The following is a 13,240-nucleotide window of genomic DNA, read 5'->3' on the forward strand; positions in this document are numbered from 1 at the left end:
CCACAGGCCGATCGCGGCCATGGGCCGCTCCTACAAGGTTGGGGAGCCAGGAAAACAACACCGCAGTCATCCCAAAACACAACCCCACTAACAACCCCGCCAACCATTTCCAGCGCCCCATATCGCGCCAGGCGAAATGCCAGCTGCCATTGGCGGCGCGTGCGGAGTTAACCGTTCTCAGCCCGTAAAGATAGACGCCGCTGATCGCCAGGGCGCTGAGCAGGGTGCCGAAGAAGAACCAGGTCCATTTGGTAATTCGCCCGCCGAAGGTACCGAAGTGCAGCGGATCGGCGGCCTCGGAGACACGCAGGTGAAAACCCAGCCGGTCGCCCCGGCGGGTTTCCAGGTGTTCGCCAGTGCGCGGGTCGAAGGCCAGGTGGTTGGCCCGGTTGCGGACCAGCAGCGCGTCCGCCTGGCCGGTGAGTTTCAGGGTATCTTCCGCGCTGCGGGGCAGCTGTATCGAGCGGATGCGCAGTTCCGGGTAGAGGTGTTTGGCGGCGGCCACCGTTCCGGCCAGGGTTTCCGCGGCGGGTTGTTCCAGGCTGGTGGCGCCGCCCAGGGTGAGTGGAGGAGGGTATTGGGCATTCAGGCCCCAGCGCTCCAGCAGGTACCAGATGCCGGTAATGGCGATCAGGACGATAAACCAGAGGCTCCACACGCCGAGGAGCCGGTGCATCTGGCCCCAGAAGCGGCGGGATTGCCTGCCCCGCCTTTTGCCGGCGCGCGGTTGTTCCCGGCGGGGGATTTTCCAGAAACCCTTCCACCAGCCCCGGTAGCAGACGATGCCGGTGACCAGCACGATTACCAGCAGAAATGACGTTGAGCAGACGATGGTGATGCCCAGGGTGAGTGGCAGCATCAGGTGGCGGTGGGTCTGGCGGAAAAAGCGCTGCCAGTTGTTCCAGCGGCCGGTGCCGGTGACCTGGCCGGTGGTGGGGTCCAGGTAAATACGAAAGCGCTCGCCGGAGGAGTCCATTGCCACCACCTCCGCGGCGAACTGGGAATCCACGGGCGCGTCGATATTCAGCAGCTGCGCCTGGGGGTAGGCGGCGCGGGCGCTTCGGTAGAACTTTTCCCAATGGTATTCCACCGGCTCCACCGGTGGCTGGACGCGCATCGCCGGATTGAAGAGCCAGTCGATCTCGTGGGAGACGGTGGCCAGGGTGCCGGTGACCAGCACGAAGCTCAGCAGCAGCGAGAGTTTCAGTCCGGCCCAACTGTGCAGGCGGTACCATTTAAGGCGGTCAATAGCCATTGTGTTGTCAATCAGCCTGGTTTTCCCGGCCAGCTCAGTTGCGGCCCTGTTGCCGGGGGTGTTTGCGGGACACGGGCTGGGCGCCCCCTTAAATACGTCCCTGTACGCTCGTAATCGACATCCCTGTCTCATACGGTCCCGCAAAAAGCCCCCGGTATCAGGACCTTCGCATCGAGGTCAGTTGTTCTTTCCCCGGTGGTAGGGTGGATGCGCTGTCGCTTATCCACCCTACAATCTTTCCGAGTCCCGAGTCCCGAGTCCCGAGTCCCGAGTCCCGAGTCCCGAAAGGCGGGCCTGCGGCCCGCAAGCGGAGCTGGAGCTCCGCGCTCCCGGGCTAAAAATTCTGCGTGACCTGCACCACCAGTTCCCGCGGATCCCCGGGGAAGTGTCCGTTGCGCTCGTTGAAGCCGCTGACCGCGTACTCCTTGTCGAGAAGGTTTTTCACGTTCACCTGCACCAGGGTGTCGTTCCAGGCGGTGCTCCAGCTCAGGTCGAACACGGTGAACGGTTTGACCCGCTGGCCGTTGAAGCTGAATTGTTCGCTGACGTAGTCGGCGCCGAAAGCGATCGACGAGTTGATCGAGGGGAAGTCATAGCGGCTCCATAGTCCCGCCTGGTGCCGGGGGGCGTTTGCGAAGCGGTCGCGGAAGCGGCCGTTTTCGATGATGGTGTTGATTAGGTATTGTCCCTCCGCGCCCTTCACCTTCCGGGTGTCGTTGTAGGCGTAGTTGGCGGTGATGGTCCAGCTGTCGCCGAGGTCGCCCACCAGGGTGGCCTCGAAGCCCTGGCTCTCCACTTTGCCCACATTGATCAGCGCCGGGATGCCGTCGCCGGGGCCACCGTCATCCATGGTCACGTCTTTTTTGGTGATGGTGTAGACGGCGAGGGTGGTCATCATGCTGCCGTCGAGCCACTCGTTTTTCATCCCCAGCTCTATCTGGTTGCCGGTTTCCGGGTCCAGTCTGCCCACGTCACGCACGTCTTCCTGCTGGTACAGCTCGACGGGATTGAAGCTCTCGGAGTAGTTCAGATAGAGAGCGGTGTGATCCATCGGCTTGAACACCAGGCCGGCGCGGGGGACCAGGGCGCTGTCTTCGAAGTGGTGGCCGGAGGCTTTGGAGGTATCCTCGAAGGTGTCGTGGCGTACGCCGACCAGCGCGGACCAGCGCGGGCCCAGTTCCATCTGGTCCTGCAGGTAGACGCTGTAGCGATCGGATTTTGCGCCGTCGCTGCCCATATTCCGCAGGTTATAAGTGCTGGGGTCGGTTTCGCCGTAGTTCAGCTCGAAAATATTCAGGTTGCCCACGCCGTCCGCTTCGTAGCGGGCGCGGAAGTAATCGTACTCGGTGTCCACCTTGTGATAGTCGCCGCCGAACAGTATCTGGTGACCGATGGAGGCGGTGTCGAGGGTGTAGACGAAATCCGCGGTCAGGCTGGTCTCGGCGTTCTCCCGGTGTTGTTTGCGGTACTCGCGCTTGATGGTGCCGTCATCGATATTCGCTTCGCCGTCGCCGTTCACATCCACCCAGCCGCGGGATTCGTGGTACTGCTGGTCGCGCTCGTTGTCCAACTGGCGCAGGGTAGCGCTGAGGCTCAGGTTTTCGCTGAACTGGTGGTCCAGGGTGGCCTGTAACACCAGCGCTTCCAGATCCTGGAAATCACCCTTTTCGTTGGCGTTGTAGGAGCGGTCGACGAGAAAGTTGCCGTCGTCGTCCACCGGTACGCCGCGCAGCCGGTTGCCTCCCAGGTCCTGCTTAATGTAGTCGAAGGTGGTGGTCAGCCGGGTGTTCTCTGCCAGTTCGAACAACAGGCCGCCGGCCACCTCCTGGTTGGCGGCGTCGGCGTGGTTGCGAAAGCTATCCTGTTCCTCGTAGAAAGCGCCGAAGCGGTAGGCGACGGATTCGCTCAAGCCACCGGTGGTATCGACGGAACCGCCGAGCCGATCGTAGTTGCCCATAGTCAGGTTGACTTCGATCTCTTCCTCGAAGCGGGGCTTTTTCGACACATAGTTGATGGTGCCGCCCGGCTCGCCTCCGCCGTAGAGGGCGCCGGCGGGGCCCTTGAGGATTTCCGCCCGCTCGAAGTTGAACAGCTGGGGCACGCCGAACCCGGAGTAGGGGTCGCCGCGTACACCGTCGTAGAAGACGTTCTCATCGTCCCGGAAGCCGCGGAAGGTCACCCCGGAATAACTGAACTCGCTGACCCCAGCCACCGCGCGGTAGAGGTCGGTCACCTGACGCGCTGCCTGGTCGCGCATCAGTTGTGCGCTGAGCACCTGTACGGACTGGGGAATATCCATGATATCGGTGGCGACCTTGGTGCCAACGCGGGTTTCGCTCTCCAAATAGAATTCCTGTGCGCGGCCGGTGACCACGACTTCCTCTTCCACGCTGTCGGCGGCGGCAGCGGTTGCACTGTGCAGGGCAATGGCGATGGGTAGAAGGTGCTTTGCAGAATTCACTGGGAGTTGTCCTTAGTTCGTCTCGGGTGGCAAATTGAGGTGCGATAAATTAACACAAGCTAATCTAAATGCAAATAATTATCATTTGATATTGTGGAGATTTGCAGCGGGGCGAAGCAGTCGTACACTCGGCGGCACTTCAAACCGGAGGTAATCGATGACCGACCGCAATTTCGACGATCTGGCGCACCGCTTCAGGCAGCGCATCTATGGCGGCCTCAAGGGGGATATCCGCCTGGCGGTACTGAATCGGGACCTGGCGCCGCTGCTGTGCGACAGCGGTGAGCTGAAGGTGGTGGATGCCGGCGGCGGCCAGGGTCAGTTCGCAATGGATCTGGCGGAGGGGGGGCACCGTGTCTACCTGGCGGATATCTCCGCGCAAATGCTGGAACAGGCTGGAGAGCAGTTGGCCGCGCGGGGCCTGGGGGAGCGGGTAATACTGTTGCATCAGCCGCTGCAGGGGTTGCCGGAGCTGGAGGAGGTGCGCGGCAGCGACCTGGTGCTCTGCCACGCGGTACTGGAATGGCTGGAACAACCGCGGATTGCGCTGCAACAGCTGGCGACGCTGTTAAAGCCCGGCGGCCATTTGTCGCTCACTTTCTACAACCGCCGCGCGCTGGAATTCCGCCTGCTGCAGCGGGGCAGTTTCCGGCAGTTGGAGCGCAATATTCAAAGCGGCCACTGGGGTGGACATCCGGGCAGCCTCACACCGCAGAACCCTTTGAAACTGGAGTGGGTGCAGGACTGGCTGCTACAGGCGGGCTTTTCCATCGTCGCCCACAGCGGCATCCGTTGTTTCCACGATTTTATGACCCCCGCGATTCGCGAGAAGCTGCCCGCCGCGGCGATCGTGGACAAGGAGCTGGAATATTCCCGCCTTGAGCCCTACCGGCAACTGGCGCGCTATGTGCATCTGCTGTGCCGGTTGCCGTAGATACTCTGTTTCAGATCAGGCTCTCCTAATGGAGGCCGCTTTATTCCAGTTCCCTGAGCAGCAGCTCCTTGGCGGCATTGATGCGCGAGGCCAGGTAGTCGTTGCCGCCCCGGTCCGGGTGGAGCTTCTGGATCAGCTGGCGGTGGGCGCTGACGATTTCCTCGCGGCCGGCATCCTCGTCGACGCCGAGAATCCGGCGGGCTTCGCCAGTGGTGAGGGGAGGGTTCACGCCCGCTTCTTCCTGCTGTCTTCCCCTCCGGGCGCTGGCGTGCCTGGCGATCAGAGGCGCCAGCCAGGGCAGGTGGCGGCCGAGCCAGCTCAGGCCCCGTCCCAGCACCGGCAGCACCACGGCGACGGCGGCGGCCACCCAGTGCAGGCGGCCGCTGATGGCCAGCACCACCGCCAGCAGGGCCACACCGATCAACAGCCATTGCAGCAACAGCTTGCGCCGTTCCTCGGGGTGGCTGGCTTTGAATTTTTGCCACGCCAGCCAGGCGACGATGCCGACGGCGATCAGCAGGACGATACGAGCCAAGGTGTTCTCTCTGATTTAGTCATTCGGCCCAACAGGATATCAGATGTCGATGCGTATGCCGCGGAGAGAAAATCTCCGTATGCATTTTTCTGTTTCACACCAGTCCCTGTGTTTCAGGCGTGCTGGATTATTTCTTTCGCGATAAAAGCAGCCCGGCTCACTGAAGCGGCGGGGATTTAGCGGTACACTGGCATCTATTGGCAGTTATTACCTTGTCTTTTGCGCAAACCAAGAAAGAAGGAGACGAAGAACCGACATGGCTTCCAGCAACCTCAGCCGAAGTTTGTTCGGACTTACCGTTCGACAGAATGCCCATCCGGATATGCGCCGCCTGCGCCGGGAGGCGGGGGACCCCAGCCTGCATGGCAACAAGTTTTGGAAAAGTTCCTGCCTCACCATGGACTACCTGAAGCGCAACCCGCTGAAAAAGGGCGCGCGGGTGCTGGACCTGGGGTGCGGCTGGGGCCTGGGCGGTATATTCTGCGCAAAACACTTTGGGGCCCGGGTCACCGGCCTGGACGCGGATCCCAGTGTGTTTCCGTTCGTGAACTACCACGCGGAATTGAACGGTGTGGTGGTGGATACCTGGCGGTGCCGCTATGAAAAAATCCGGGAAACCGATCTCAGCGGGTTCGACGCGCTGATCGGCACTGATATCTGCTTCTGGGATCAGTTGGAAAAGCCGCTGTACAATCTCACCCGCCGCGCGCTGCGCGCCGGCGTCGGCCGCGTGATCCTGGCCGACCCGGGGCGGACGCCTTTCCGCCGGCTGGCGGAGCGGGCGGAGGAAAAGCTGGGCGCGGATTACCGGGAGTGGTCGGTAAGCCGGCCGATGAAGGCCTCCGGCTGTATCATGGAGGCCTCCCAGGGGTGAACTTCGCTTCGACGACATGCCCCGATGGGCACGCTGCGTGCCTATCCTGCAAATGAGAGCCGACTATCAACTTTTGAGGAAACTTCGTGCACTACGACAAGTTTACTATTCCCACTCCGGAAGAGGCGCTCCCCGGCCACGAGGAACCCATGCCCATCAGTGGAAAGCACTACGTCTCCGGCCACACCATGGTGGAGCCCTTTCCCGAGGACATGGAGAAGGCGATATTCGGCATGGGATGCTTCTGGGGTGCCGAGCGGCTCTTCTGGGAGATGGACGGTGTCTACAGCACCGCCGTGGGCTACGCCGGCGGCAGTACTCTCAACCCCACCTACCGGGAGGTTTGCAGCGGCGGCACCGGTCATGCGGAAGTAGTGCTGGTGGTGTTCGACCCGGAGAAGATCAGCTACCGGCAGTTGCTGCGCACCTTCTGGGAACAGCACGACCCCACCCAGGGCATGCGCCAGGGCAACGACCTGGGCACCCAGTACCGCTCCTGCATCTACTGTTACGACGAGGAGCAGTTGCACGAGGCGCGGGAAAGCGAGGCGCAGTTCCAGCGGGCGCTGGAGGATAGAGGGCGGGGGGGCATCACCACCGAGATAGGTCCGGCGCCGACTTTCTACTACGCGGAAGAGGGTCACCAGCAGTACCTGGCCAAGAACCCCGGTGGCTACTGCGGGCTGGCAGGTACCGGGGTTTGTCTGATCAGTGATCAGTGATCAGTGATCCCATGATCAGCGGTTCGGTTTCGCTTATCTGTGTTGATTGATCACTGTTATCTGGATGCAGTATATGCGCACACCAGTCGCTCCAGCTCCCGGCGTAGAGCAGGGTATCGTTGCGGCCGATCAGGTGCAGTGAGAAGAGATTGACGCAGGCTGTCACACCGGAGCCGCAGTAGTGCACCAGCTGCTTGTCCGCGGGGATGTCCCGCCAGTGCGCGGCCAGTTCCGCGATGCTTTTAAGCATGCCGCTGTCGTCGGTTACACACTGCCAGGGTTTGTTGATGGCGGTGGGAATGTGGCCGGCGATGGGATCTATGGGTTCCTCGGTACCGAGAAAGCGTTTTGAATCGCGGGCATCGACCAGTTGCCAGGGGGGATTTTCCATGCCCCCATGGAGCGGCCCGTAGCCGATGACCAGGTGGCTCTGTGGTCGGCAGGTCAGACCACCGCTTTGCGCGGGTGCCATGCCGTCCCCGGATTCCTGTGGCAGGCCGGCCTCGCGCCAGGCCCGCAGGCCGCCGTTGAGGACGGATACCTGTTCGTGGCCGAAGTAGCGCAGCAGCCACCAGGCGCGCGCGGCAAAGGCCAGGCGTTGGTCGTCGTAGACGATGACCCGGGTGTCCCGGGAGATACCGGCGCGGCGGGCGAACTGCTGAAACTGTTGTGGGTCCGGCAGCGGGTGGCGGCCGCCGTAGCGGCCGACGGGAGCGGACAGGTCGCGGTGCAGGCTGGCATAGCGGGCGCCGGGAATATGCCCTTCGCGAAATCGCTGCTCGCCGGCGTAGGGCTCCGCCAGGTCGTACCGGCAGTCGAGTACCACCACCTGTCGGTGGTGGAGAATTTCCGCCAGTTCAAAAACTTCTATCGCCGCCTGAGCGCTCATGTCTTCGCCGATTCTTGTTCTGATGACGGTTAATGATCAGTGATCAAAGGCCAACAATCAATGAGTCGGGAAGAATGCCGCCGCCCCTTTCCGTTTAGTGATTGTCCGTCGATGGCTGGCTGTTGTCTGCCTGATTGGGTGGTGTTTCACCCTCGCCCGGGGCTGCCTGTCGCGCCATTTCCTCCTTGCGGCACTGACTGACCGGTTCCGACAGTTCTTCCGAGGGGGAGTCGAGGAAACGCGCCGCGGCCATTTCCGCACAGTCGCTGGCCGAGATCACGTCGTGGGCCAGTTTCGGAAACAGCAGCCACTGATGATTGGGAAGACTGCGCCGGGCCCTGTCGGCATCTTCCGCCGAGAGTACCGGGTCCAGGCCGCCGTGCAGGAGCAGTATCGGTACCCGGGTCTCTACAGCCTGGGACTCCGCCAGGGGGGCGGAGGGGATGGCCCAGATGCGGCATTGCATCTGCAGCAGTTCGAGATCGGTGCGCACCGTACCACCGAGCACACCGCTTTCCGCCGCTCTTTTGAGTGCCTTGTCGAAGTCCACGAAAGGCGCCTCTTCGTAGCAGAAGTGGCTGACCCCGGCGGCGTCCCCAAAGTTGGGGTCCAGGATGATATTCATGAAACTGACGATGGCCGCCTGCGTTGGTTCGTGTTCGCTGTTGCGGTTTTCCAGGGCATCGATCACGAGGGGCAGCTCGCCGTAGAAATCCTCGTTGTACAGGGCCTGGAAGAGCAGTCTCAGCAGGCGCTGGCTGGTGAGCACAAAGGGATACTCTTCCTGGGAATACATGTGCTTGACCGGTACGGTGAGCGGTTTTTCATCCAGGTCCTGTACCAGGGCTTCCAGGCGTCTCCCGAGGTCTGGGTAGCGGCTGTTGCACAGTTTGTCGTCGCGGCAGTGTGCGAGTCCCCGCTGGTAGGCTTCCAGGGTGTCTTTCGCCAGTTGTTGGGTGTAGATGATCTCCGGAAAGACGGCGCTGTTGAGCACAAGGGCGCGCACTGATTGCGGATAGTCCCGGGCAACGGTCAGGGCGTAGCGGGAGGAGTAGGAGACGCCGTACAGGTTGAGTTTTTCCACACCCAACTGGCGACGCAGGGCCTCGACGTCTTGCGCCACGATGGCGCTGTTGTACTGGGAAAGGTCGGCAATTTTGCTCAGGCGGCTGTAGCAGCGCTCCATGCTGTAGGTGAAGACCCGGGCCTCCTCCTCGGGGGAGAGGTCGCGTTGGAAAGCGGTCTCGGCATCTTCGATAAATTCGTCGCAGGACAGGCGGGGTTTGGCCATGCCGGTGCCCCGGGGGTCCATCACTATAAGGTCGCGGCCGTCTTCGACGGTCATGTCCGCGTAATTGGCCCACAGCCATTCGCTGGCGTTTTCCGGTTCCAGTCCCAGGCTTGCGCCGGGGCCCCCGGCGCCGAGGTGCAGCAGGGGCAGTTTGGCGGGGTCCGCTTCGGTGGCGTGAAAGCGCACAACCGGAAACTGGATCTTGCGGCCCTCCGGCTTGGCGTAGTTCTCCGGCACTTCCATCATGTAGCACTGGGTGGTGGGCCAGCTGTTGTCAGTTTCGAACCAGCAGGGTTTGGGTATCAGGCGCGCGGGATCTTCGGCTTCCTTTTCCTGTTGCGACTCGCGCCCGCAGGCGGCGAGCACCAGGCAGAGGGCGAGGGGAAAAATGCTTTTTTGCGGGGAATTGCGCACCGTGTTATTACCTTTGATTAATTGGGTTTCTCAGTTATTACCTATACGCGCGATGGGTGCGGACAGGTTCCAGCGCAGTGCGGCGAGGCGGATGAACAGGGTAACCAGCACGGCAATGCCCACCACCATCGTCCCGGGCACTGCGCCGGTGGCGTCCAGCACGACCAGGATCGCGGCGCCGCTGAGAGAGGCGGTGGCGTAGATCTCGCGGCGCAGCAACAGGGGAATATCGCCACACAGGATGTCGCGAATCAGGCCGCCGAAGGTGCCGGTCATCACGCCCATCACAATGGCGATGGCCGGAGAGTGCCCCAGCTCCAGCACTTTTTGCGTACCGATCACGGTAAATACCGCCAGGCCCATGGCGTCGGCGATCGCCAGCAGGCGCATGGGCACCTGCAGGTAGCGGATCAGGTAGAAGCTTACCACTCCGGTGACCGAGGCGATCCATAGATAGTGACTGTCCTGGAGCCAGAACACCGGGATGTTCAGGATGATATCGCGGATGGTGCCGCCGCCGGTGGCAGTGACACAGGCCAGCACCACGGCGCCGAACAGGTCCATCTGCTTGTGGCCGGCGGCGAGCACGCCGGTAAAGGCGAAGACCACTATGCCGATCAGGTCGAACCAGTACAGCAGTTGTTCCATAGTTTTTTAGTGTGTGTCGGGCGGCTTCGGTGGAGTGGGGAGGGTGGTTCATTTCGAGTGCAGGGCGGCCCTGCTGCCGGTGGCCGTTCGCTCAACAGCCTCATCGGCAAACGTTTCGCGAACGGCCCCCGGCATCAGGGCCTTAGCATCAAGTCCGGTATTCTTTCCCGAGTCCCGAGTCCCGAGTCCCGAGTCCCGAGTCCCGAGTCCCGAGTCCCGTCTTTAAAAAAACGCCTGCAGTCCAGTCTGCGCCCGCCCCAGAATCAGCGCGTGCACATCGTGGGTTCCCTCGTAGGTGTTCACCGCTTCCAGGTTCATCACGTGGCGGATTACGTGGAATTCGTCGGCGATGCCGTTGCCGCCGTGCATGTCGCGGGCGACGCGGGCGATGTCGAGGGCTTTGCCGCAGTTGTTGCGCTTCATCAGCGAGATCATGGTGGGGTCGAAGTGCTTGTCTTCATCCATGATGCGGCCGACCCGCAGCGAACCCTGCAGGCCCAGGGCGATTTCGGTCTGCATGTCGGCGAGTTTTTTCTGGAACAGCTGGGTCTGGGCCAGTGGCTTGTTGAACTGCTTGCGGTCCAGACCGTACTGGCGGGCGGCGTGCCAGCAGAATTCCGCGGCGCCCATGGCGCCCCAGGAGATCCCGTAGCGGGCGCGGTTGAGGCAGCCGAAGGGGCCGCGCAGGCCGCCGATATCCGGGAATTTGTTTTCTTCCGGTACGAAGACGTTGTCCATTACGATTTCGCCGGTGATGGAGGCGCGCAGGGAGAATTTGCCTTCGATCTTCGGCGCGGAGAGGCCCTCCATACCCTTGTCGAGAATAAATCCGCGGATCTCGCCCTCGTCGTCCTTGCCCCAGACCACGAAGACGTCGGCGATGGGGCTGTTGGTGATCCACATCTTGGAGCCGGTGAGGCGGTAGCCGCCGTCGACTTTCTTCGCGCGGGTCTTCATGCCGCCGGGGTCGGAGCCGGCGTCCGGTTCGGTGAGACCAAAGCAACCGACCCACTCGCCAGTGGCGAGTTTGGGCAGGTACTTTTCTTTTTGTTCCTCGGAGCCGTAGGCGGAGATCGGGTACATCACCAGGCTGGACTGCACGCTCATCGCCGAGCGATACCCGGAGTCCACCCGCTCCACTTCGCGGGCCACCAGGCCGTAGCAGACGTAGTTCAGGCCGGCACAGCCGTAACCGTCGATGGTGGAGCCCAGCAGGCCCAGTGCGCCCATTTCGGTCATGATTTCGCGATCGAAAATCTCGTGGCGGTTGGCCTCCAGTACGCGGGGCATCAATTGGGTCTGGCAGTATTCGCGCGCGGTGTCGCGAACCATACGCTCCTCGTCGGTAAGCTGGCGGTCCAGTAGCAGGATATCGTCCCAGTGGGCCAGGGGCTGGTGTTTGCTCATAGGTTTCTCGTCTACTTCCGTTTCTCTCTGTTGTATGCCGGTATTGTATGCCGGGTGTCCGGCCGGCCGTGTGCGCCGGCATGATACCCAAGTCGGCGCGTTGGGGCATTTACTAAGCGTAAACAACCGTAAATTACCTTGCAGTGCCAGGGGTGGATTACATAATAGGCGCAAATTGGTTCCTAACTTGGTGTCTTTGGTTTTTTGGTGAATTTCCTACTGTTTTTTCGCCGCAGCACAGTCATTTGTCTGCCACTGTTGGCCGCCTGCGCGCAGACGGCGCTGCCACCGGATTATCCGGCGGAAACTCTGGGGCTGCCGGACAGTTTCCGCACTTCCGGCAGCGCGGAGCGCCGTATCCGTTGGTGGCGCAGTTTCGACGACCCGGTCATGGACCGGCTGATCCAGCTGGCCCTGCGCGACAGCCCGGACCTGCAGGCCACCTTATGGCGCCTGGAACAGGCGGAGGCCGCCGCCCGCGGCGCGCGCTCCGGTTTCTGGCCGCGGCTCACCGGGCGTCTGGATAACACCGAGCAACGCTTCTCCAGCGACGATTTCGAGGACAGCGGGAGCGAGGGCAACAGCTGGAGCGGCAGTCTGGCCGCCGGCTACGAGGTCGACCTCTGGGGCCGGGTTCGCGCCGGCGCCCGGGCCGCGGACGCGAACCGGTTGGCACAGGCGGAGAGCCTGCAGACCGCGGCCCTGACCCTGGCCGCGGAGGTGGCCGATACCTGGCTGCAACTGCTCGAGCAGTGGGGCCAGCGGGATCTGCTGCGGCGACAACTGGAAACCAATCGCAAAACCCTGCGGGTACTCGAACTGCGTTTCGGTGGCGGCACCAGTAGCGCCGCGGACGTCCTGCAGCAGCGCCAACTGATACAGCAGTCGGAGCAGGAACTGCAGGCGGCGGAGACGGATATCGAGACTCTGCGGGTACAACTGGCCGCATTGCTGGGCATCAGTGCCGAACGGCTGCCGGATTTTGTGCGCTCCGATACCGGCCTGCCGACGCTGCCGGCCCTGCCGGATACCGGTGTGCCCGGGCAGTTACTGCTGCGCCGCCCGGATGTGAAGCGGGCACATCGGGAACTGCTGCAGGGCTACTATCTCGCCGACCAGGCGTGGGCGGAGCGCCTGCCCGCCATCAGCCTGAGTGCGGTGGCCAGCGGTGGTGGCACCGCCATAGCGGACATCCTCGACGGATGGCTGCTCGCCCTCACCGTTACCGCGGAGGGCGTCATCTTCGACGGCGGCCAACTGGTCTCGGCCCAGGCGCAGCAGGAGGCGGTGGTGCAGGAACGCTGGGCGCTGTACCGCAACGTTGTCGTTCAGGCGCTGTCGGAAGTGGAGCAGGCGCTGATTCGGGAGCAGGCGGTGCTCGACCGACTGCACCACCTGCGTGAGCGGGAGCGCCTGGCCGGGCTGATCGCCGAGCGCCAGCTGCGGGCCTACAGCCGCGGTGCGGTGGACTTCCTCAATGTGCTCACCGCCACCAATGACCAACAGAGCCTGGCGCGGCAGATACTGACCGCCCGCCGCGAGCTGATAGAGAACCGGGTAACCCTCTACCGCGCCCTGTCCGGCGGCTTGCCGATGGAGGACCTGCCGGTTGCGGAACCAGTGGAGTTGGAGTTGTACCGGGCGGAGGAGAGTTGAGCGGTTTCCGTTATTCAGGTCCGAGCCCAATGGCACTAAGTTAAGCGCGATTGGCCCGATGTAGGGTGGATAAGCGAAGCGCATCCACCACTCCAGCAGCCGGCTTCTGGTGGATGCGCTTCGCTTATCCACCCTACAAAAATGCCCGCCCCTT

11 protein-coding genes are annotated in these 13,240 nt (G+C 62.6%); 4 read left to right on the plus strand and 7 right to left on the minus strand.

The window, feature by feature from the left end:
- Together ACRC0P_RS04820 and ACRC0P_RS04825 are read right to left on the minus strand one after the other, a co-directional pair.
- A partial coding sequence (locus tag ACRC0P_RS04820; protein ID WP_438628650.1) for a PepSY-associated TM helix domain-containing protein occupies positions 1-1,255 on the minus strand: 1,255 nt, incomplete at its 3' end.
- A gap of 334 nt (positions 1,256-1,589) precedes the next feature.
- Positions 1,590-3,716, minus strand: a complete 2,127-nt coding sequence (locus tag ACRC0P_RS04825; protein WP_438628651.1) for a TonB-dependent siderophore receptor — start codon at positions 3,714-3,716, stop codon at positions 1,590-1,592.
- Positions 3,717-3,873: 157 nt separating this feature from the next.
- Between ACRC0P_RS04825 and ACRC0P_RS04830 the strand changes: the two genes are divergently transcribed.
- Entirely contained in the window at positions 3,874-4,650 is a 777-nt protein-coding gene (locus ACRC0P_RS04830; protein WP_438628652.1) for a methyltransferase domain-containing protein, read from the plus strand.
- A gap of 40 nt (positions 4,651-4,690) precedes the next feature.
- Here the strand turns inward: ACRC0P_RS04830 and ACRC0P_RS04835 are convergent, their stop codons facing one another.
- The gene (locus ACRC0P_RS04835) at positions 4,691-5,185 is read right to left on the minus strand and encodes a DnaJ domain-containing protein (RefSeq protein WP_438628653.1); all 495 of its coding nucleotides are present in this window, start codon (positions 5,183-5,185) and stop codon (positions 4,691-4,693) included.
- Between the two features lie 256 nt (positions 5,186-5,441).
- On the opposite strand from ACRC0P_RS04835, the gene ACRC0P_RS04840 reads away from it, so the two are divergent.
- Positions 5,442-6,059, plus strand: coding sequence for a class I SAM-dependent methyltransferase (locus ACRC0P_RS04840; protein ID WP_438628654.1), 618 nt, complete (start codon positions 5,442-5,444; stop codon positions 6,057-6,059).
- An 86-nt stretch (positions 6,060-6,145) separates the two neighbouring features.
- On the plus strand, positions 6,146-6,781 hold the full coding sequence (msrA, locus tag ACRC0P_RS04845) for a peptide-methionine (S)-S-oxide reductase MsrA (RefSeq protein WP_438628655.1): 636 nt from the start codon (positions 6,146-6,148) through the stop codon (positions 6,779-6,781).
- On the opposite strand, the gene ACRC0P_RS04850 is transcribed toward msrA, so the two are convergent.
- The 4 genes from ACRC0P_RS04850 to ACRC0P_RS04865 all read right to left on the minus strand — a co-directional run bounded on the left by ACRC0P_RS04850 (position 6,768) and on the right by ACRC0P_RS04865 (position 11,430).
- The gene (locus tag ACRC0P_RS04850) at positions 6,768-7,670 is read right to left on the minus strand and encodes a sulfurtransferase (protein WP_438628656.1); all 903 of its coding nucleotides are present in this window, start codon (positions 7,668-7,670) and stop codon (positions 6,768-6,770) included. The two genes, msrA and ACRC0P_RS04850, sit on opposite strands and share 14 nt — an antisense overlap.
- Before the next feature lie 94 nt (positions 7,671-7,764).
- On the minus strand, positions 7,765-9,375 hold the full coding sequence (locus ACRC0P_RS04855) for an alpha/beta fold hydrolase (protein ID WP_438628657.1): 1,611 nt from the start codon (positions 9,373-9,375) through the stop codon (positions 7,765-7,767).
- Positions 9,376-9,405: 30 nt separating this feature from the next.
- Complete coding sequence (locus tag ACRC0P_RS04860; RefSeq protein WP_438628658.1) at positions 9,406-10,023, minus strand: trimeric intracellular cation channel family protein; 618 nt, start codon at positions 10,021-10,023, stop codon at positions 9,406-9,408.
- Between the two features lie 222 nt (positions 10,024-10,245).
- Positions 10,246-11,430 (minus strand): acyl-CoA dehydrogenase, encoded by a 1,185-nt coding sequence (locus ACRC0P_RS04865; protein ID WP_183461402.1) that lies wholly within the window; start codon positions 11,428-11,430, stop codon positions 10,246-10,248.
- A gap of 207 nt (positions 11,431-11,637) precedes the next feature.
- On the opposite strand from ACRC0P_RS04865, the gene ACRC0P_RS04870 reads away from it, so the two are divergent.
- The gene (locus ACRC0P_RS04870; protein ID WP_438628659.1) at positions 11,638-13,086 is read left to right on the plus strand and encodes an efflux transporter outer membrane subunit; all 1,449 of its coding nucleotides are present in this window, start codon (positions 11,638-11,640) and stop codon (positions 13,084-13,086) included.
- Positions 13,087-13,240: the final 154 nt, after the last annotated feature.

This window comes from Microbulbifer sp., from assembly GCF_051659245.1.
Classification (GTDB): domain Bacteria; phylum Pseudomonadota; class Gammaproteobacteria; order Pseudomonadales; family Cellvibrionaceae; genus Microbulbifer.

What these genes read in the sequence shown, in the direction of transcription:
- ACRC0P_RS04830 (WP_438628652.1), top strand. Translation starts at nt 3,874, where the DNA reads ATGACCGACCGCAATTTCGACGATCTGGCGCACCGCTTCAGGCAGCGC.
- ACRC0P_RS04840 (WP_438628654.1), top strand. Translation starts at nt 5,442, where the DNA reads ATGGCTTCCAGCAACCTCAGCCGAAGTTTGTTCGGACTTACCGTTCGA.
- ACRC0P_RS04850 (WP_438628656.1), bottom strand. Translation starts at nt 7,670, where the DNA reads ATGAGCGCTCAGGCGGCGATAGAAGTTTTTGAACTGGCGGAAATTCTC.
- ACRC0P_RS04860 (WP_438628658.1), bottom strand. Translation starts at nt 10,023, where the DNA reads ATGGAACAACTGCTGTACTGGTTCGACCTGATCGGCATAGTGGTCTTC.
- ACRC0P_RS04865 (WP_183461402.1), bottom strand. Translation starts at nt 11,430, where the DNA reads ATGAGCAAACACCAGCCCCTGGCCCACTGGGACGATATCCTGCTACTG.